Annotated in this window: 14 protein-coding genes; 8 read left to right on the top strand and 6 right to left on the bottom strand. The window is 70.7% G+C overall.

Annotated features, from left to right (window positions below; genetic code table 11):
* Window positions 1-33 precede the first annotated feature (33 nt).
* From ACIHFB_RS27010 to ACIHFB_RS26995, 4 genes are all read left to right on the top strand, one after another.
* Window positions 34-2,280, top strand: a complete 2,247-nt coding sequence (locus tag ACIHFB_RS27010; RefSeq protein WP_400128159.1) for an MMPL family transporter — start codon at window positions 34-36, stop codon at window positions 2,278-2,280.
* Window positions 2,281-2,388: 108 nt separating this feature from the next.
* Complete coding sequence (locus ACIHFB_RS27005; protein WP_400128158.1) at window positions 2,389-4,077, top strand: hypothetical protein; 1,689 nt, start codon at window positions 2,389-2,391, stop codon at window positions 4,075-4,077.
* A 172-nt stretch (window positions 4,078-4,249) separates the two neighbouring features.
* Window positions 4,250-6,094, top strand: coding sequence for a flavin-containing monooxygenase (locus ACIHFB_RS27000; RefSeq protein WP_400128157.1), 1,845 nt, complete (start codon window positions 4,250-4,252; stop codon window positions 6,092-6,094).
* Window positions 6,091-7,734: a PQQ-binding-like beta-propeller repeat protein gene (locus tag ACIHFB_RS26995; protein ID WP_400128156.1), complete on the top strand. Its 1,644-nt coding sequence runs from the start codon at window positions 6,091-6,093 to the stop codon at window positions 7,732-7,734. The genes ACIHFB_RS27000 and ACIHFB_RS26995 overlap by 4 nt, the downstream gene beginning before the upstream one ends.
* Before the next feature lie 7 nt (window positions 7,735-7,741).
* On the opposite strand, the gene ACIHFB_RS26990 is transcribed toward ACIHFB_RS26995, so the two are convergent.
* On the bottom strand, window positions 7,742-7,957 hold the full coding sequence (locus tag ACIHFB_RS26990) for a DUF4177 domain-containing protein (RefSeq protein WP_365282881.1): 216 nt from the start codon (window positions 7,955-7,957) through the stop codon (window positions 7,742-7,744).
* Between the two features lie 129 nt (window positions 7,958-8,086).
* On the opposite strand from ACIHFB_RS26990, the gene ACIHFB_RS26985 reads away from it, so the two are divergent.
* Entirely contained in the window at window positions 8,087-9,553 is a 1,467-nt protein-coding gene (locus ACIHFB_RS26985) for an aminotransferase class V-fold PLP-dependent enzyme (RefSeq protein WP_400128155.1), read from the top strand.
* Window positions 9,554-9,590: 37 nt separating this feature from the next.
* Here the strand turns inward: ACIHFB_RS26985 and ACIHFB_RS26980 are convergent, their stop codons facing one another.
* From ACIHFB_RS26980 to ACIHFB_RS26970, 3 genes are all read right to left on the bottom strand, one after another.
* Window positions 9,591-11,297 carry an ATP-binding cassette domain-containing protein gene (locus ACIHFB_RS26980; protein ID WP_400128154.1) on the bottom strand — a complete coding sequence of 569 codons (1,707 nt, stop codon included), beginning with the start codon at window positions 11,295-11,297 and terminating at the stop codon, window positions 9,591-9,593.
* 70 nt (window positions 11,298-11,367) lie between these two features.
* A complete protein-coding gene (locus ACIHFB_RS26975; RefSeq protein WP_365282884.1) occupies window positions 11,368-12,471 on the bottom strand; it encodes a histidine kinase in 1,104 nt (367 codons plus the stop codon).
* Window positions 12,471-13,142 (bottom strand): response regulator transcription factor, encoded by a 672-nt coding sequence (locus ACIHFB_RS26970; protein ID WP_365282885.1) that lies wholly within the window; start codon window positions 13,140-13,142, stop codon window positions 12,471-12,473. The genes ACIHFB_RS26975 and ACIHFB_RS26970 overlap by 1 nt, the downstream gene beginning before the upstream one ends.
* Window positions 13,143-13,359: 217 nt before the next feature.
* Between ACIHFB_RS26970 and ACIHFB_RS26965 the strand changes: the two genes are divergently transcribed.
* Together ACIHFB_RS26965 and ACIHFB_RS26960 are read left to right on the top strand one after the other, a co-directional pair.
* Window positions 13,360-14,859, top strand: coding sequence for an APC family permease (locus tag ACIHFB_RS26965; RefSeq protein WP_400128153.1), 1,500 nt, complete (start codon window positions 13,360-13,362; stop codon window positions 14,857-14,859).
* 1 nt (window position 14,860) lies between these two features.
* Window positions 14,861-15,277, top strand: coding sequence for a universal stress protein (locus ACIHFB_RS26960; protein ID WP_365282887.1), 417 nt, complete (start codon window positions 14,861-14,863; stop codon window positions 15,275-15,277).
* A gap of 19 nt (window positions 15,278-15,296) precedes the next feature.
* On the opposite strand, the gene ACIHFB_RS26955 is transcribed toward ACIHFB_RS26960, so the two are convergent.
* Both ACIHFB_RS26955 and ACIHFB_RS26950 read right to left on the bottom strand, forming a co-directional pair.
* Window positions 15,297-16,487, bottom strand: coding sequence for an MFS transporter (locus ACIHFB_RS26955; protein ID WP_365282888.1), 1,191 nt, complete (start codon window positions 16,485-16,487; stop codon window positions 15,297-15,299).
* Window positions 16,488-16,556: 69 nt separating this feature from the next.
* Window positions 16,557-17,375, bottom strand: coding sequence for an alpha/beta fold hydrolase (locus ACIHFB_RS26950; RefSeq protein ID WP_400128151.1), 819 nt, complete (start codon window positions 17,373-17,375; stop codon window positions 16,557-16,559).
* Between the two features lie 79 nt (window positions 17,376-17,454).
* Between ACIHFB_RS26950 and ACIHFB_RS26945 the strand changes: the two genes are divergently transcribed.
* Window positions 17,455-18,321, top strand: a complete 867-nt coding sequence (locus ACIHFB_RS26945) for a helix-turn-helix domain-containing protein (RefSeq protein ID WP_400128150.1) — start codon at window positions 17,455-17,457, stop codon at window positions 18,319-18,321.
* Window positions 18,322-18,396: the final 75 nt, after the last annotated feature.

The following is an 18,396-nucleotide window of genomic DNA, read 5'->3' as shown; positions in this document are numbered from 1 at the left end:
TGATCGTGCCGCCGGACAGAGAAGGCCGAGGCCATGTCACCCACCCGGGATGGGGGGACCACCCCGAAGGGGCGTCTGCGCAGGCTGGGGGAGTGGTGTGCCCGCCACTTCGTGATCGTCATCGTCTCGTGGCTCGTCGCCCTGGTCGCGCTCCAGGTGGTGAACCGGTCCTTCGGCGGGGAGTACTCGGACGACTTCTCCCTGCCCGGTGTCCAGTCCCAGGAAGGCCTCGACGTCCTGAAGGCGCACGATCCGGCGGCCGGCGGGTACGGCAGCCAGATCGTGCTGCACGACGCGGACAAGTCGTTGTCGTCGCTCGGTTCGCAGATGTCCACCACGGTGAGCGATCTCCAGAAGCTGCCGCACGTCCTGTCCGTCCAGAACCCGCTGACCGCCCCGAGCACGTCCGACTCCACCGACTCCTCCGGGCAGTCGCAGAAGAACGTCGGCCCGCTGTCCTCCGACGGCAAGACCGCCTACATCACCGTCCGTTTCGACGTACAGCCCTCGACCCTCGGGGACGACTACCTCGACGGAGTCGACGACGCCGTACAGCCGCTGCGGGGAGCGGGGGCCGAGGTCGAGTACGGAGGGCCGCTCGGCGAGCTGGCGCGTCCGGCCGCCGACGACCGGGTCAGCGAGCTGATCGGCTTCGCGGTGGCGATCGTCGTCCTGCTCGTCGGCTTCGGCAGCGTGATCGCGGCGGGCATGCCGCTGGTGTCGGCGCTCATCGGCGTGATCTGTGGCCTGGCCTGTCTGGGTCTGCTGGCCGCGGCGTTCACCTTCGCCACCGTGTCCCCGACGCTGGCCACGATGATCGGTCTCGGCGTCGGCATCGACTACGCCCTGTTCCTGATCACCCGCCATCGGCAGAGCCTGATGGACGGCGCGGATCCGGTGCGCGCGGCGGGGCATGCCACCGCGACCAGCGGCCGGGCCGTGCTCGTGTCCGGCTGCACGGTGATCGTCGCGCTGGCGGGTCTGTACGCGTCGGGTGTGAGCTTCATCGGCAAACTCGGCGTGGCCGCCGCCGTGACCGTGGTCTCCGCGGTGGCCGCTGCACTGACCCTGGTGCCCGCGCTGCTGGGACTCGTCGGCACCCGCATCGACCGCTACCACGTACGCCGTCCGGTGGCGGAGAGCAACGCGGCCCCCGGCGAGACGCCTCAGGGAACATGGCACCGCTATGCGCAGCGGGTGGAGCGCAGACCCTGGCAGTTCCTCGCCGCGGGCGTCACCACGGTCGTCGTCCTGGCCATCCCGGTGTTCTCGATCCAACTCGGCCACATCGGCGACGGAGCCGACCCCACGTCCTTCACCGACCGACGCGCCTACGACCTGATGACCGACGCCTTCGGGCCCGGCTCGAACGGCCCGCTCACCGTCGTCATCGACCAGACCGAGGTGCCCTCCTCCCAGCGGTCCGACCTCGGCTCGCAGGCCCAGAAGACCCTCGACGGCGTCGCGGGCGCATCCACGGTGACACCGCTGACGCCCACGCAGGACGGCGACGTACTGATCGCCACGGTGTACTCCGAGAAGTCCCCGCAGAGTGCCGACACCACGGACCTGACGAACCGTCTGATCGACGACACGCTGCCCGCGGCCGTCGCCGGAACGAGTGCCGAGGGCTACGTCACCGGTACCACCGCCTCCCAGGTCGACTTCCGCGACATCGTCGCCTCCCGTCTGTTCCTGATCATCGGTGTCGTCGTCGCCCTCGCCTTCCTGATCATCCTGGCCGTCTTCCGCGGCCTGCTGGTCGCTCTCAAGGCCGCCGTGCTGAACGTGCTGTCGATCGCCGCGTCCTACGGTGTCGTCGTCGCCGTCTTCCAGTGGGGCTGGGGCGGCCCCGCACTGGGCGTGTCCGGCAAGGTGCCCATCGAGAGCTATGTGCCGATGATGATGTTCGCCATCATCTTCGGGCTGAGCATGGACTACGAGATCTTCCTGCTGTCGAGGGTGCATGAGGCATGGCTGCGCACCGGTGATGCCAAGGCCTCGGTCGCCCACGCCCTGGAGATCACGGCCCGCGTCATCACCTGCGCGGCGCTGATCATGGTGAGCGTGTTCGCTGCGTTCATCGTCAGCGACAACATCGTGGTGAAGATGCTCGGGCTGGGCCTGGCCGTCAGTGTCCTCATCGACGCGACCGTCGTACGTCTGCTGCTGGTGCCGGCCGTGATGACGCTGCTGGGCTCGCACGCCTGGTGGACGCCCCGCCTCCTCGACCGGGTGCTGCCGCACATCGACGCCGAGGGGGAGAGTGAACAGAAGTGACCCGGCGGCGGGGTCCGATGTACCGGATGCGGTCCCGGGGTAGGTATGCCGGCGGCGGTGCGGCCGGCAGGCCGTCACCGGGCCGGTGGCGGACGTGAGGAGAAGTCCATGGACTACTACGATCTCGGCACCCACTCCCGCCCCGTGACGACGGCGTCCGCCGAGGCACAGCTGTGGTTCGACCGCGGACTGGTCTGGACGTACGCCTTCCACCACGAGGAGGCCGTCCGCTGCTTCCAGGCCGCGGCCGTCGCCGATCCCGGCTGCGCCATGGCCCAGTGGGGCATCGCCTACGCGCTCGGCCCCAACTACAACAAGCCGTGGGAGGCCTTCGACGGCGACGAACTGGAACGCACCGTCGACCGGACCCACGCCGCCGTGGAACTCGCCCACGACCTGGCGGCCGGTGCCACTTCCGTCGAGCGGGCCCTGATCCAGGCGCTGCGCGCCCGCTATCCGCAGGCCCGGGCGGTGGAGGACTGCTCGGTGTGGAACGCTCCGTACGCCGACGGCATGCGCGCCGTCCACGACCTGGCCCCCGACGACCTGGACATCGCCACGCTGTACGCGGACGCCCTGATGAACCTCACCCCCTGGCAGCTGTGGGACCTTCCCACCGGCGAGCCCGCGGAAGGCGCCCGCACACTCGACGCCAAGGCCGTCCTCGAACGCGCCCTGGCCACCGAGGAGGGGGCACGACACCCGGGCGTCCTGCACCTGTACATCCACCTGATGGAGATGTCCCCGACCCCGGAGACGGCCATCCCGGTCGCGGACCGGCTGCGCGACCTGGTGCCGGATGCCGGGCACTTGCAGCACATGCCCTCGCATCTGGACGTGCTGTGCGGCGACTACCGGCGTGTCGTGTCGGACAACACGCGTGCGATCCTCGCCGACGAGAAGTTCCGCGCGCGCTCCGGCGCGATGAACTTCTACACGCTGTACCGGTCGCACAACTACCACTTCAAGATCTACGGCGCGATGTTCCTCGGCAGGTCCAGGACCGCTCTGGACACGGCCGCCGAACTCGAAGCGTCCATCCCCGAGGAACTGCTGCGGGTTGAGAGCCCGCCCATGGCCGACTGGCTCGAGGGCTTTCTGGCCATGCGGGTCCATGTGCTGATCCGCTTCGGCCGCTGGACGGACATCCTCGAACTGCCCATGCCCGCCGACCCCGAGCTCTACAGCGTGACCACCGCGATGCTGCACTACGCCCGCGGCGTGGCACTGTCGGCGACGGGCCGCGTCCCGGAAGCGGAGGCCGAACGCGAGCTGTTCCGCCGCGCGCTCGCCGAAGTCCCGCCCACGCGCATGCTGTTCAACAACACGTGCGCCGACATCCTCGCCGTCGCCTCGGCCATGCTGGATGGCGAGCTGGAGTACCGCAAGGGCAACCACGACACCGCCTTCGCCGCACTGGAGAGGGCGATCGACCTGGACGACCACCTGCCCTACGACGAGCCCTGGGGATGGATGCAGCCCACCCGGCACGCCTACGGCGCCCTCCTCCTGGAACAGGACCGCGTCGCGGAGGCCGAAGCGGTCTACCGCGCCGACCTCGGCCTGGACGACACCCTCCCGCGCGCCCTGCAACACCCCGGCAACGTCTGGTCCCTGCACGGCTTCCACGAGTGCCTGCTCCGTCTCGGCAGGACGGGGGAGGCCCGCATCGTGGCCCAGCAGCTGAAGATGGCCGCCGCGATGGCGGACGTCCCCGTCGAGGCGTCCTGCTTCTGCCGCCTGGAGCGGGCGTCGGACGGCGACACCAAGGGCGACTGCTGCGACACGGAGCACTGACTGCGGCGGACCGGTCGACCGCACGGTCGTAGGGGATCACCCATGGATCACCCATGGCCGAAATTTAAAGCAGTTGCTTGACGTAAATTTTGGCTGCCTGTTGACTGCTGCGTGCGCCACGATCATGGCCCGGCGATCGACGACCGGCCCGCAGAGAGGACCGAGGACATCCATGTCCACCCCCCACGCCTCACCCGGCCCCGCCCCCACCGGCCCTGACGAACTCGGCCTCGACATCGAGTCGTTGCGGGCCCGCTACCGTGCCGAGCGGGACCGCAGAATCCGCCCCGACGGCGGCTCGCAGTACCAGCGGCTCGACGGAGAGTTCGGCTACTACGCCGACGACCCTTACGCCGAAGCGGAGTCGAGCCGCGAACCACTGACCGACCGCGTCGAAGTCGCCGTCATCGGCGGCGGATTCGGCGGCCTGCTCGCCGGCGCCCGGCTGCGGCAGGCGGGCGTCACCTCGATCCGGGTGATCGAGAAGGGCGGCGACTTCGGTGGCACCTGGTACTGGAACCGGTACCCCGGCATCCACTGCGACATCGAGTCGTACATCTACATGCCGCTGCTGGAGGAGGTCGGCTACGTCCCGCAGTGGAAGTACGCCCCCGGTGAGGAGATCCGGCGCCACGCCCAGGCGATCGGCCGCACCTTCGACCTGTACCGCGACGCCTGCTTCCAGACCCAGGTCACCGAACTGCGCTTCGACGAGGCCGAGTCGGAGTGGATCGTCACGACCGACCGAGGTGACCGGATGCGGGCCCGCTTCGTGGTGACCGCCAGCGGCACCCTCAGCGAGCCGAAGCTCCCCGGCATCCCCGGCATCACCGACTTCAAGGGGCACACCTTCCACACCAGCCGCTGGGACTACGCCTACACGGGAGGAGACGCCGACGGGGGCCTCCACCGGCTGGCCGACGAGCGTGTCGGTGTGATCGGCACGGGCGCGACGGCCATCCAGTGCGTTCCGCACCTCGGAGCCGACGCCCAGCAGCTCTACGTGTTCCAGCGGACGCCGTCCTCGGTCGACGTCCGCGGCAACCGCCCAACGGATTCCGACTGGGCGCAGTCGTTGACGCCGGGCTGGCAGCGGCGTCGGATGGAGAACTTCCTCACGCTGGTCACCGGCGGTCCGGCGGACGAGGATCTCGTCGACGACGGCTGGACCCGGACGGCCCGGCTGCACCAGAAGCTCATCCCCAGCGAGAGCCACCGCCGGCAGCTGCCGCCCGAGGAGCGGGAACGGGCGTACGAGGCCGCCGACTTCCAGAAGATGAACGACATCCGTGCCCGTGTCGACGCGGTCGTCGAGGACGCGGACACCGCCGAGCTGCTCAAGCCCTGGTACCGCTACATGTGCAAGCGGCCCACCTTCAGCGACTCCTATCTGGAGACCTTCAACCGGCCGAACGTCACCCTCGTCGACACCGCCGACAGCCACGGCGTGGAGCGGATCACCGAGGGCGGGGTGGTCGTCGCGGGCCGGGAGTACGCGGTCGACTGCATCGTCTTCGCCACCGGATTCGAGGTCGGGATGTCGGGCGTGGTCACCGGGCGTCTCCCCGTCCACGGCCGGGGCGGGATCACCCTGACCGAGGCGTGGAGGCAGGGCCCCAAGACCCTGCACGGCTTCTACAGCCACGGTTTCCCGAACCTCTTCCAGCTGGGCCCGCTCCAGAACGCCAGCGCCGTCAATTTCGTCCATGTCCTCGACGAACAGGCCGCCCATGTGGCCGCCGTGGTGGCCGCCGCGCGTGACCGGCGGGCACGCCGGGTGGAGCCGAGCGCCGAGGCCGAGGACGCCTGGGTGGCGACGATCCGTCAGAAGGCGGCCGACCTCTACCGGTTCCAGGCCGAGTGCACCCCCGGCTACTACAACAACGAGGGGCGACCCAGGCAGCGCAGCGAGTCGTACGGCGACGGACCGGTCGCCTTCCACGACCTGCTGGAGAAATGGCGCACCGAGGGCGGCCTCGACGAGGTCCTCGTCCAGGGCGACGGCGGCACCGCATGACGGCGTCGGCCAGTCGGTACGGCACCGGGGACGGCGGGCCCGGCCGCAGCGCCCGCTGGGACATCGCCCGGCTCAACCCGCCCAGCCGGCTGTGGGGTTCCAACGGCGTCGCCTTCGGTCCCGACGGGCGGCTGTACGTCGCACAGTTCCTGGCCGGCCAGATCAGCGCCGTGGATCCGGCGACCGCCGACATCGAGGTGATCGTCCCGATGGACGGCCCCGTCCAGTCGCCGGACGACCTCGCCTTCGGCGCCGACGGGTCGATGTACATCGCCGACCTCGTTCCCGGCAGGGTGTGGCGTCGCAGTCCCGAGGGCGATTACACGCTCGTGTCCGACCAGGTGCGGGTGCCCAACGGCATCACCTGCGTGGGAGACCGGCTCTTCGTCAACGAGATGAAGATGAACGGCCGGCTGCTGGAGCTCTTCCCCGACGGCCGCGATCCGGTGGTGCTCACCGAAGGACTGGCGCTGGGCAACGCCATGCAGCTCGGCCCGGACGGCTGCCTGTACTACCCGCACATGGTGACCGGCGAGGTGTGGCGCATACCCGCCGACGGCGGCTCGCCCGAACGCGTCGCGCAGGACGTGCACGAACCGGTCGCGGTCCGCTTCGACCGGGGCGGCGTCCTGACGGTGCTCTCCCGGGGCAAGGCCGGCATCGTGACCAGGATCGACCTGCACGGTTCCGGTGCCCGGACGGTGACCACCAGCGGCGTCGTGGGCCTGGACAACGCCGCCTTCGACGCGGAGAACCGCATGTATGTCTCCAGCTACGCCAGCGGCGGCGTCACCGAGATGCACCCCGACGGTCGCACCCGCGAGATCGTGCCCATGGGACTCGACGGCCCCTTCGGCCTGACGGTCGACCTGGGAGGCACCGTGTACGCGGCGGACCACTACCGCGTGGCCGCCCTGCCGCGCACCGGCGTTCGCGACCCGGGCGAGGTGCGCACGCAGGGCAACCTCCAGTTGACCCACTCGGTCACCGCCGACGACGGCCTCCTCCACACCACCTCGCAGTACGGCGAGGTCAGAACCCACGACCCTGCGAACGGCATTACCCACGTCCGGGCGAGCGGCCTGAACCGGCCGACGGGCATCACCACGGCGCCGGACGGCCGGACCGTGGTCGCCGAGACCGGCGCCGGACGGATCGTGGCCCTGGACGCGGACGACACCCTCACCGTCCTCGCCGAGGGCATCGGGCATCCCGTCGACGTGGCGTTCGACGCCGAAGGCCGCTGCTACGTCAGCGACGACGAACTCGGCACGGTGCTGCGCATCGATGACATCGACGGCGGGGCCACGCCGGTCACCCTGGCTGACGGACTCCGGGCCCCGCAGGGGCTGGCGGTCCTGGGCGACGAACTGTTCACCGTCGAGACCGGCCGGCGCACGCTCACGGCGATCTCCCTGACCACGGGGGAGCGCCGGGTCGAGGCCGAGGACCTGCCGGTGGGCCTGCCCCCGGGCACGAGCCGTGGCGACCCCGCGCTCTTCACCCACGGCATGCCCGGCGCCCCCCGCCTCTTCGCCGGTCTGACCACGGCTCCGGACGGCACGCTGCTGCTGTCCGCGAACGGCGAGGGCACCGTGCTGCGGCTACGACGCACACACGGAACGGAAACGGCCACGTAGGACCGCGTCAGCCGCGCGGACGCTCCAGCGTCAGCAGCAACCCCTCGACGGCGCCCGGGCCTATACGGCCCTTGACGTCGGCGGACGTGATGGCCTTGAGCGCCCAGCCGTCCTCGGCGTGCTTGTTGAGGACCTTCTCCAGCTTGCCGGCGTCCAGTGCGTCGCCGATCAGCGATTCCCGGAAGGTGACGACCTTGTACTCGTACGTGTAGGGGTTGCTCATGGCTACGGGGCTCTCCTGCGCGTCGGTTGGTGTGTCGGGGGCCCACCCAATCACTGTTCGGTGCCCTGCACAGCGGCGAACCCGTCCCCCGCGGATACCTTTGTCGAAGTTTCATGCGAAGGGGCACTCATGGAAACGGCAGGGACCACCGGTGACATAGGCGGCCGGGGAGCGGATGTTCCCGACGGGTTCGCGGAGTTGCGGGCGCGCGAGTTCGGCTACCTCGACGAGGGCGGACACACCTACCTCGACCACACGGGCGCCGGGCTTCCCCCGCGCTCCCTCGTCGCGGGAAGCGCGGAGCGGATCACCGGCGGGCTGTTCGGCAACCCGCACTCCGAGAGCCCGGCCTCCCGTGCCTCCGGACTCCTGCTCACCGAGGCCCGCCAGGCGGTTCTTCGGCACTTCAACGCCGACCCCGCCGAATACGCCGTGATCTTCACCCCCAACGCGACGGGCGCCCTGCGGCTGGTCGGCGAGGCGTATCCCTTCACACGCACCGCCGGACTCATGATGTCGCTCGACAACCACAACTCGGTCAACGGCCTGCGGGAGTACGCGCGGGCCCGGGGAGCGGCGACCGGGTACGTGCCCGTCAGCGGCCCCGGCCTGCAGATGGACGAGAGCCGACTGCGGGCCGCTCTGTCCGCACACGGCCGGGGACTAGGCCTCGGCCGCGTGCGTGCCGGCGGCCGCTCCCGCGGACTGCTGGCCTATCCGGCGCAGAGCAACTTCACCGGCGTACAGCACCCGTTGGAGTGGATCGCGGGAGCCCAGGCGTACGGCTACGACGTACTGCTCGACGCGGCGGCCTTCGCACCGACCAACGCCCTGGACCTCAGCCGGTACCACCCCGACTTCACCGTGGTCAGCTGGTACAAGGTCTTCGGGCATCCCACCGGAATCGGCAGCCTCATCGCCCGCCGGGCAGCCCTCGCCAAGCTGCGCCGACCCTGGTTCTCGGGCGGCACCATCTACGCGGTCAGCGCCCAGGCCCAGTGGCACGTCCTCGCCGACGACGAGGCGGCCTTCGAGGACGGCACGGTCAACTTCCTGTCCATACCGGATGTGACCGCGGGACTCGCCTGGATCAACGGCATCGGGATGGACCGCGTGCACGCCCATGTCACCGCGCTGACCGGCCGACTGCTCCAGGGATTACGGACGTTGCGGCACAGCGACGGCTCCGCGATGGTCCGGGTGTACGGCCCCGAGAACGCCGACACGGCCCGCGGCGGCACGGTCGCGCTGAACCTGCTCGGAGCCGACGGCCGGATCGTCGACGAACGCGTGGTCACGCGCGACAGTGCCGCGCGCGGTATCTCCCTGCGCACGGGCTGCTTCTGCAATCCGGGTGCCGGAGAAGCCGCCTTCGCCCTGCCGCTGCACCGGCTGCGCTCGGCGGCGCGCAAGCAACTCGGTTCGCTGGAGGACTACTTGGAGCTGCTCGGGCTGCCGACGGCGGGCGCAGTCCGGATCTCCCTGGGGGTGTCGTCACAGCCCCAGGACATCGACACGTTCCTGAAGTTCGTGACCGACACCTACCGGGACCGGGTGCCCGGGGCGGCGGGACTGGCCGCGCGGGTGGGTTGCTGACCCGCGGACGCCCAAGGAGTGGTCTCCGGCCGGGGGTTCATCGCCCCGCCCGGGTCCGCGCCGCCCCGTCCCGGCACTTGCGGACCAGAGTCACCCACGTCAGGACCAGGAACACCAACGCGAAGCCCGCCAGCATCAACCACCCCCGACCCGCCGGATGCCCGAACGAGTCGCCGTACGAATCCAGCAGCGGCGGCCCGAGCGGCGAGCCGTCCGCACGCCACAGCGACTCCAGACCGACCCCACTGCCCAGCGCCTCGAACGCCCAGCGATTGGTCATCGCCCAACTGATCGCCTCCCCGGCCACCGTCATCCGGGGCACCGGCACGAACGCCCCCGAGAACAGCACCTGCGGAAAACAGAGCAGCGGAAGCATCAGCGTCGCCTGTCCCGGCTCCGACACCGCCGCCGACGCGAGCAGTCCCAGCGCGAGTGCGGCAGCCGAGGCCAGCACACTCGACGCGAACAGCGACCCGTACGTGCCCCATCCCGCCGCCGGCAGCCGGTCCAGAGCACGCAGCACGACCAGCAGCAGGGCATCGGCGAGGGCGAGTACCGGCAGCATGGTCGTGAGCTTCGAGGCGATGTACGGGCCGATCCGCAGCCCCGCGAGCCATTCGCGGCGCAGCACGGGCAGCTCGGTGCAGATCTGAAGCAGGCCGTAGGTCAGCCCGAAGAAGAACGCCCCGAACGCGATCCAGAACATGATCATCGCCGTCGACCCGGGATCCGGTGCGACGGGATCGAACGCGCCCGCGCGGAACAGCACCGCGAACATCGCCACGATCATCACCGGGGAGCCCGCCAGAACGGCCACCGACAGCCGGTTGTGGAGCAACAGCGCCGTCCCGCGACGGGTGAGGAGCGCCCACTGGCGCAGGGCACCGACGCGCGGTGCCTGCGGAGACGGTGACCCGGCGGCGGACCGGTCGGCATCGTCGGGCGTGGCACGTTCGACGCGCGCCCCGCCGGCCACCGCCTCGTACACCTCCTCGACGGTGCGGGCCCCGAACGCCCCGCACAGAGCGGCCGGTTCACCCGCGTACGCGACCTCGCCGCCGGAGGAGAGGAACACGACCTGGTCGCTGCGGAGGAGATCGGCGAGGACGTGGGTGGTGAGCACGACGGTGGTGCCGTCCTCGGCCAGCGCGCGCAGGGTGCGCAGCAGAGCCGCCCCCGTGACCGGGTCGAGTCCGGACGTCGGCTCGTCGAGGAACAGCACCCTGGGCCGGGTGAGCAACTCGACCGCGATACTGGCCCGTTTGCGTTCACCGCCGCTCAGCGCACGCACCGGAGTGGTGGCCCGGTCCGAGAGGCCGAGGGTGTCCAGGACCCGGTCCACGCGTGCGGTGACGGTCCGGGCCGGCGTCCCGGGAGGCATGCGCAGGCCCGCCGCGTACACCAGCGTCCGGTGCAGCGGCAGCTCGCGGTGGATGATGTCCTCCTGCGGAACGAAACCGAACTCCGGCCCCGGCGGCCCGGGTTGCGCCCCGTCGTGCAGCACCTCGCCCTCGGTCGGCGCGCTCAGCCCCGCCAGCGTCTGCAACAGAACCGTCTTGCCCGCGCCGCTGCTCCCGGCGATCACGGTGAGCTGCCCCGGAGCGACATCGAACGACATGTCGTGCAGTACCCGACCGGCCCCGCGAACATCTCGGCTCACCCGACGCGCCTGGAGGCGCAGGCCGTTGACGGAGGGGAGGGGTGCATCGATGGGTGCGCGTGGGTGCAGCGGCGGCGTCGACATGGATGCAGCATGCCAGGCGGTCTTCGCTCGGTCAGTCCGGTGGGGGGGCGCGGACCGGCGATCCGGCCGTTCAGCCGGTGTGGGTCGGCAGGCGCAGCCGGATCCGGTAGCCGCCGGCGTCCGTCGGCCCGCTCTCGAAGGTGCCGCCGAGCAGTTCGGCGCGTTCCCGCAGGCCGATGAGGCCCTGGCGGGAACCGGGCAGGGCGAGGGCCGGACGGGAGGGGGCGGTGTTGGTGACGGTGACCTCCGTGTCCTGTCCGATCCGGCGGATCTCGATGCGGGCGCTCGCTCCCGGTGCGTGCTTGCGTACGTTGGTGAGCGCCTCCTGCACGGTGCGGTAGACCGCCCGCTGGATGGGTGCCGCCATGTTCGTCGCGGGAGTCCCGCTGAGTTCGACGTCGATGCCGCTGTTGGCGATCAGCTGCTCCAGCTGGGCGAGCGTGGGCTGCGGTGTGAGCTCGGTCGCCCGGCTTCCGGAGGCGCGCAACAAGGTGACCATGTGCCGTAGTTCGTCGAGGGTGGTGACGCTCAGGGAGCGGATCGAGTGGGCCGCCTCACGGGTGCCGATGTCCTTGGCGGCCACTTGCAGGGCGCCCGCCTGGACGGCGATCAGGCTCACCTGGTGGGAGACGACGTCGTGCATCTCGCGGGCGAGCTGGGTGCGTTCACGGGCCAGCAGGGCCTGGGCGTGCAGCGCCCGCTCGTGCTCGCGCGCTTCCTCGATCTCCGTGAGCTGCTGCCTCAAGTCGCGTCGGGCCTGCACGAGTTGGCCCACGAGAACGGGCGCCAGGGTGGCGGCCAGAAGGTATCCGAAGTAGATCAGGGTCCAGGTCTGGCCCGGTGTGGTGAAGGCTGTCACCGGCCAGGGGACGGCCAGGGCGGCGGCGTAGACGATGGCGCAGCCGGCCAGCAGACGGCGGTCCCGGGTGCGCTCCCCGAGCGTGTACAGGACCGCCATCGGGGCGACCACAAGGTCCACGACCCAGGTGGCGGGCAAGGTCAGCGCGAACACGGTCAGCGGCGAACGGCGCCTGAAGAAGAGCGCGGCACAGGCCACGACCGCCACGGCCAGGGCGGTGGGGGTGAAGGTGTCCTGGTTCAGCCGGACGTCGAAGGCCGCCAGGGCGACGAGTCCCGTGTCGCGTGCCCGGACGGGGACGGACCATCGCCGCATTACGCGTCGCCCGCCTGGTCCCTCGCGTCCAGCAGCCCCGCACGCTGGGCGATGAGGGCCGCCTGGACCCGGCTGCCGACGCGCAGCTTGGTGAGGATGGCGCTCACGTGGTCCTTGACTGTCCCCGCGCTGAGATGCATCCGGGCGCCGATGTCGGCGTTGGACAGGCCCTCGGCGACCAGGGCGAGGACCTCCCGCTCCCGCTCGGTCAGCCGGCCCACGCGGGTGGCCTCCGCAGTGTCGACCGGCGTCGGATCGCTGGGTCGGTCCCGCAGGATCGCGCCGGATGCCCGCGGGGAGAGCACGACCCCGCCGGCCGCCAAGGTGCGTACCAGCTGCGCCAGTTGGCCCGGCTCGGTGTCCTTGAGCAGGAACCCGGCCGCCCCGGAGTGCAGTGCGGTCATGACGTAGTCGTCGGTGTCGAAGGTCGTCAGCATCGCCACCACCGGCGGCACCGGCAGGGCCCGCAACTCGGCGAGCACGGTCAGTCCGTCCACGTCCGGCATCCGGATGTCGAGCAGGACGACATCGGGGTCCTCACGGCGCACCGCCGCGACCGCATCCGCGCCGACCGCGGTGGCGACGACCTGGATGTCGTCCGCCGCGTTCAGGATCAGCTCGAAGCCGGATCGCACCAGGGCCTCGTCGTCCACCACCACTACCCGGATCACAGTCGTTCCTTCGCACTCGTACCGCGGCCTGCCACCGTCGGCCTGCTGACCCTAGGCCGTGACCGGCGCTCCGTGGGCATCGCGGCGGTCGAGGGCAGCCGACCGGCGGGCCTGTTCCAGCCGGTCGGGGGGTTCGGCCAGTGAAGATCGTGACGCAGCGGTACGATAAGGGCATACGTCTCTCCGTTCTGTCTGGGCTCAACCGGAGCGAGGGAACATGGCCGCCGCCGAGGATGCCGCGCCCGCAGGGCCACCCGCGGGACTGAAGGCCAATGCGATCGGTTTCGTCGACGCGCTCGTCATCGGGCTCAATTCCACCTCTCCTGCGTACTCCCTCGCGGCCGTCATCGGCCCGGTCGTCGCCCTGGTGGGGATCTACGCACCCGGCGTGATGTTCGCGTCCTTCGTACCGATGCTGCTGATCGCGTCCGCGTTCTACTACCTGAACAAGGTCGATCAGGACTGCGGTACGACCTTCTCCTGGGTCACCCGCGCCATGGGCCCCTGGGCGGGCTGGCTGGGCGGGTGGGCCATCGCGATGACCGGCGTCCTGGTCGTCGGCTCGCTCGCCGATGTCGGGGTGACCTTCGCCCTGCTCGCCTTCGGCCTCGACGGCTGGGTGGACAACACCTTCGTGAGGCAGCTGCTCACCGTGCTGCTCATCCTCGTGATGACGGCCGTGTGCGTCATCGGCACCGAGCTGTCGGCCAAGGTGCAGAACGTCCTCATCCTGGCGCAGGTCGCCTGTCTGCTGATCTTTGTCGGTGTGGCGATGTACAGCGTCTACGCCGGCACGAGCAAGTACGAATCGGTCGACCCCGCCTTCAGCTGGCTGAACCCGTTCGGCGCCGGTGGCGCGGCGCTGACCGGCGGGCTGCTCCTGGGCGTCTTCATCTACTGGGGCTGGGAATCGGCGGTCAACCTCACCGAGGAGGTCGAGGACTCCGCGACCGCCCCCGGCAAGGCCGGCCTCTGGTCGACCGTCATCCTGCTGGTGACCTACGTGTCCGTGGGCTTCGCGGTCGTCGCCTACGCCGGCCCGACGTTCCTGGCCGAGAACGCCGGGGAAGAGGAGTTCATCTTCGCCCAGCTCGCCACGGACGTGCTGGGCGGCTGGGACTGGCTGCTGTTGCTGGCCGTCTCCACCTCCGCCATCGCCTCCACGCAGACCACGATCATCCCGGCGTCGCGTACGGCGCTGTCCATGGCGCGTCGCCGGGCGCTGCCCGCGCACTACGGCCACATCAGCCCGCGTTTCCGCACTCCTGACGTGAGTACCTGGTGGGTCGCCGGTATCGCCATCGCCTGGTACCTCGTGGTGAACCAGATCAGCTCCAACGCCCTGTTCGACTCACTCACCGCGCTCTCGCTGCTGATCGCCTTCTACTACGCGCTCACGGGCCTCGCCTGCGCGGTCTACTACCGCCGCCATCTCTTGGAGAGCGTCCACAACTTCCTGCTGATCGGCCTCGGCCCCCTGGTCGGGGCCGGACTGCTGGCGTGGCTCCTGGTGAGGTCGGTCTCCGACATGTCCGATCCGGAGAACTCCTACAGCGGCACCTCGTGGCTCGGCCTCGGCCCCCCGCTGGTCATCGGTATCGGCATCGCCGTCGCCGGGGTGCTCATCATGATCGTGTGGCGGCTGCGGGCGCCGGCGTTCTGGGCGGAGCGGCCGGGCGTGGCCGACCCTGCCCTGGTCCACGGCAAGGAGTCCTGAGATGTCGGTCGTCCTGGGCTACGACGAGTCCCCCGGCGCCGCCCGCGCACTGCGCATCGCGGTCGAGGTGGCCGCCGCGTTCGACGAGCGGCTCGTGCTGGTCTACGGCGCCGCGGCCCCCGGTCCCTCGGGCGAGGAGTACGGGTCCCACTACGACGCCATCCGCGAGGTCGGCCGTGCCGGTCTGGAACACGCGGTCGTGGAGGCCGACCGGGCCGGCGTGCAGACGGTCGTCGAGGTGATCGACGCAAAGCCGGCCCAGGCCCTGATCGACGCGGCGACCCGGCATTCCGCACGCGTCATCGTCGTCGGCAGCTGGGGCGAGAGCCCGATACGCGGCGCCCTCCTGGGTTCGACGCCCCACAAACTCCTGCACATGTCGAGCGTGCCGGTCCTCTGCGTCCCGCCCGAGGAGTGACGGCTGCCTGCGTACGCGGTCACGCGCTCGCCCGTACCGGTCGCCGGAGCAGGTAGGCGGCCGCGGTCGAGACCAGGACGGCCATGGACGCGATGAACACCAGCCCCGCGTCCTCCAGGCCGATCGGACCCGTCAGCAGCCCCACACCGATGACCGGCACCGAAATGCCCGCGTAGGCCACCACGAACAGCGTCGAGATCACCGCCGCGCGCCGGTCCGCCGGAGACGCCTCGGCCACTGCGGACAGCGCTCCGCGGAACGACAGTCCTTGTCCGACCCCGCCGACGATCGCGCTCAGCACCAACAGCGGCAGCAGGTCCCACCGCAACGCGCCCGCGAGCAGCGCCAATCCGGCGAGCAGCACGGCGCAGCCCAGCGGCAGCGAGCGCGCCACCCCGAACCGGCCGACGGCCAGTTGCCCGGCGGTCGAGGCGAAGAAGGCCAGCGCGACGATCAGCCCGCTCACGGCGTGGTCGTGCACGTCCAGGGACTCGGCGAGGAAGGCCGGACTGACCGACGTGAACACACCGAACAACGCGAAACCCACGAACGAGGCGGTCGCCGCAGGCCCGAACACCGCCCGCACCTGCGTGGGCAGGCCCGGCCGCTGCGGCCGTACGCTGCTCAGCGGCCGGCGCTCCCGTACGGTTTCAGGAAGTCCCAGCAGGACAGCGGCCGAGCCGGCGATCAGGGCGAGGTGCACGACGAACGGCAGGTGCAGCGGCCACGCCGCGTACTGCGCGAGCACCCCGGCGAGCAGCGGACCGCAGCCCAGTCCGCCCATGTTGGCGGCCGTCGCCACGAACGTGGCCCGGGAGGCACCGCCGTACGGCGCCAGCTCCATCACATACGCCGTGGCCGCTCCGGTGAACAGACCGGCGGACAGTCCCGACAGCAGCCGACCCGCGTACAGCCAGCCCAGTCCGGTGGCGCACAGGAAGCAGACGGCACTCGCCGCCGCGAGGGCCAGGCCCCACAGCAGCACCGGACGCCTGCCGACGGTGTCCGAGGCGTTGCCCGCCAGCAGCAGCACGCCGATGACCGCGAAGGCGTAGACGGCATACACGACGGTGACCGTCAGCTCGGAGAACCCGAACTTCTCCTGGTACAGGGGGTAGAGGGGGGTCGGCAGCGTGGTGCCGGCCATGCACACTGCGAACACCGCCCCACCGAGCAAGCACGCGCGCCACCCCCGGCGATCACTGTCCATGGCGCCGACGGTAACCCCGCACCTGCCCGGGGTGCGTGCCGGACCTGCCGTGTCGGACGGCGGGAGTCGTCAGCCGGCTTCGGACGTTCGAGCTGTGTGGATCTCGGCGAAGGACAGGAGAAGTGCGGCGGTCCGCGGCGGATCCTCCAGAATGGGTGTGTGTCCGGCGCCGGGCAGCAACTCGACCTTCGCGCCGGGCACCGCGTGGTAGTCGGCCGCGGACGAGGGGAGCCATCTGCGGTCCTGGTCGCCGAAAATCACCTGAAGCGGCTTGCCCAGGGTCTTCAGCCGATCCGGGAGCGCACGCTGCGTCAGATAGGCGGTGGACGCCTGCATCGCAGCGGCGAGCGCGTGGAACGTCATGCCGCGCAGTTCGTCGACGAGTTCTTGTGGGACCTGGTAGCCCGCGCGGAATCCGGTGCTCGCGAACTGGCGGATCTGCTCGTCGGTCGGTGGCCAGTGCGCGGGGTCGATCGCGTTGGACCCCGGTGCGATGGAGGCCTCCATGCCGGGGCCGGTGTTGATGAGCACGAGCGCGGTCACCAGGTGGGGTCGGTGCTCGGCGAGAGCGGTGGCCGCGTAGCCGCCGCTGGAGTGGCCGACGACGATGGCGTGCTCGACGCCGAGTCGGTCCAGTGCAGTGCCGATCCTGCGTGCCTGTTCGGGAATCGCGTAGTCGCCGTCGGCCGGTTCGGCCGAGCGGCCGTTCCCCGGCAGGTCGATCCGGATGACGCGATGGGACGTGGTCAGCAGCGGAACCAGCGCGTCCCACGAACGGCTCGAGGTGGCGGTTCCGTGGAGGAGCACGAGCACGGAGGCGCCGTGAGGGCCGTCCTGACGCACGTGGAGGTCGCCGTGGTCCAGGCAGAGGAGCGAGTCTTCGGTCATGGGTCCACTGTCGCCGCAGGTGTGCGTCGGCGGCTTGGACAAATGTTCCCCTCCTTCCTGGGTCGCCTAGCATGTGGTGATGAGGTCCATCGCGGGCACACATGACGATTCCGCCGCGTGGGACGTCGCACGTCCGCAGCGGCCCGGCCGGGTGGCCGGTGTCGACATGGCCGGGTTCCGGGTCCCCGGCCCGCTTGTCGGCGGTCTGCGGGTGGTGCCGCACCCGGCCGTGATGCTGATCCTGGAGTTCGGGGCGAGCCGGCCCGTCCTGGAGGCCGACTCCGGGCGGCGACACGGGGGAAGCCTCGTCGCCGGACCCGGGTTCGGCGCGGGAGGCGGGGTGCGGGCGTGGGGCGAACAGGTCGAGTGCGTCCAGGTGCGGCTGTCTCCGGTGGTCGCGGGCATGGTGCTGGGTGCCCGTCCGGCCGAGCTGGCCGGTTCCCCGGTGTCCCTCGACGACCTGTGGGGCAGGGAGGCGTCACGGATGCGCGAGCAACTGCGCGAAATCCCCTCATGGGAGGACCGCTTCGTCTTCATGGACAGGTTGCTCGCCCGCCGGCTCGAGGCGCGGTCGCCGGTGGACCCGGCGGTGGCATGGGCCTGGAACCGGATCGTCGTCGGCAAGGGCCTCGTCCGGATCGACGACCTGGCGGCCGAACTCGGTTGGAGCCGCAAGCGGCTGTGGTCCCGGTTCCACGCGAACATCGGCCTGCCACCGAAGGGTGCAGCGAAGCTGGTCCGCTTCGACCACGCAGTGCACCGTCTGATCGCGGGTGAAAGCGCGGCCCAGGTCGCCGCGGACGGCGGCTACTGCGATCAGTCCCATCTGCACCGGGACGTCATGGCGTTCACCGGCACCACCCCGGCGACCGTGCTGCGCGAGCCGTTCCTGACGGTGGACGACCGCGCGTGGCCCACGGGGCCGGATTCCGTGAGTTCTGTGTGAGCCGGCGCCGGACGGACACCCGCGCCCCGGTCTTTCCGGCGTGAGAGGCTCTCCGCTCCCATGCAGCATTCATGT

The sequence above is a fragment of the Streptomyces sp. NPDC051963 genome (assembly GCF_044593495.1).
In the GTDB taxonomy this organism is placed as follows: domain Bacteria; phylum Actinomycetota; class Actinomycetes; order Streptomycetales; family Streptomycetaceae; genus Streptomyces.
The sequence above is the reverse complement of the archived record's forward strand: the minus strand, read 5'-3'. Positions and strand labels throughout refer to the sequence as shown.

Excerpts from the sequence above, each read along its gene's own strand:
- ACIHFB_RS26965 (WP_400128153.1), top strand. The coding sequence starts at position 13,360 with ATGGCCGCCGCCGAGGATGCCGCGCCCGCAGGGCCACCCGCGGGACTG.
- ACIHFB_RS27010 (WP_400128159.1), top strand. The coding sequence starts at position 34 with ATGTCACCCACCCGGGATGGGGGGACCACCCCGAAGGGGCGTCTGCGC.
- ACIHFB_RS26960 (WP_365282887.1), top strand. The coding sequence starts at position 14,861 with ATGTCGGTCGTCCTGGGCTACGACGAGTCCCCCGGCGCCGCCCGCGCA.
- ACIHFB_RS26955 (WP_365282888.1), bottom strand. The coding sequence starts at position 16,487 with ATGGACAGTGATCGCCGGGGGTGGCGCGCGTGCTTGCTCGGTGGGGCG.
- ACIHFB_RS26995 (WP_400128156.1), top strand. The coding sequence starts at position 6,091 with ATGACGGCGTCGGCCAGTCGGTACGGCACCGGGGACGGCGGGCCCGGC.
- ACIHFB_RS26950 (WP_400128151.1), bottom strand. The coding sequence starts at position 17,375 with ATGACCGAAGACTCGCTCCTCTGCCTGGACCACGGCGACCTCCACGTG.
- ACIHFB_RS26985 (WP_400128155.1), top strand. The coding sequence starts at position 8,087 with ATGGAAACGGCAGGGACCACCGGTGACATAGGCGGCCGGGGAGCGGAT.
- ACIHFB_RS27000 (WP_400128157.1), top strand. The coding sequence starts at position 4,250 with ATGTCCACCCCCCACGCCTCACCCGGCCCCGCCCCCACCGGCCCTGAC.
- ACIHFB_RS26980 (WP_400128154.1), bottom strand. The coding sequence starts at position 11,297 with ATGTCGACGCCGCCGCTGCACCCACGCGCACCCATCGATGCACCCCTC.
- ACIHFB_RS26945 (WP_400128150.1), top strand. The coding sequence starts at position 17,455 with ATGAGGTCCATCGCGGGCACACATGACGATTCCGCCGCGTGGGACGTC.
- ACIHFB_RS26975 (WP_365282884.1), bottom strand. The coding sequence starts at position 12,471 with ATGCGGCGATGGTCCGTCCCCGTCCGGGCACGCGACACGGGACTCGTC.
- ACIHFB_RS26990 (WP_365282881.1), bottom strand. The coding sequence starts at position 7,957 with ATGAGCAACCCCTACACGTACGAGTACAAGGTCGTCACCTTCCGGGAA.
- ACIHFB_RS27005 (WP_400128158.1), top strand. The coding sequence starts at position 2,389 with ATGGACTACTACGATCTCGGCACCCACTCCCGCCCCGTGACGACGGCG.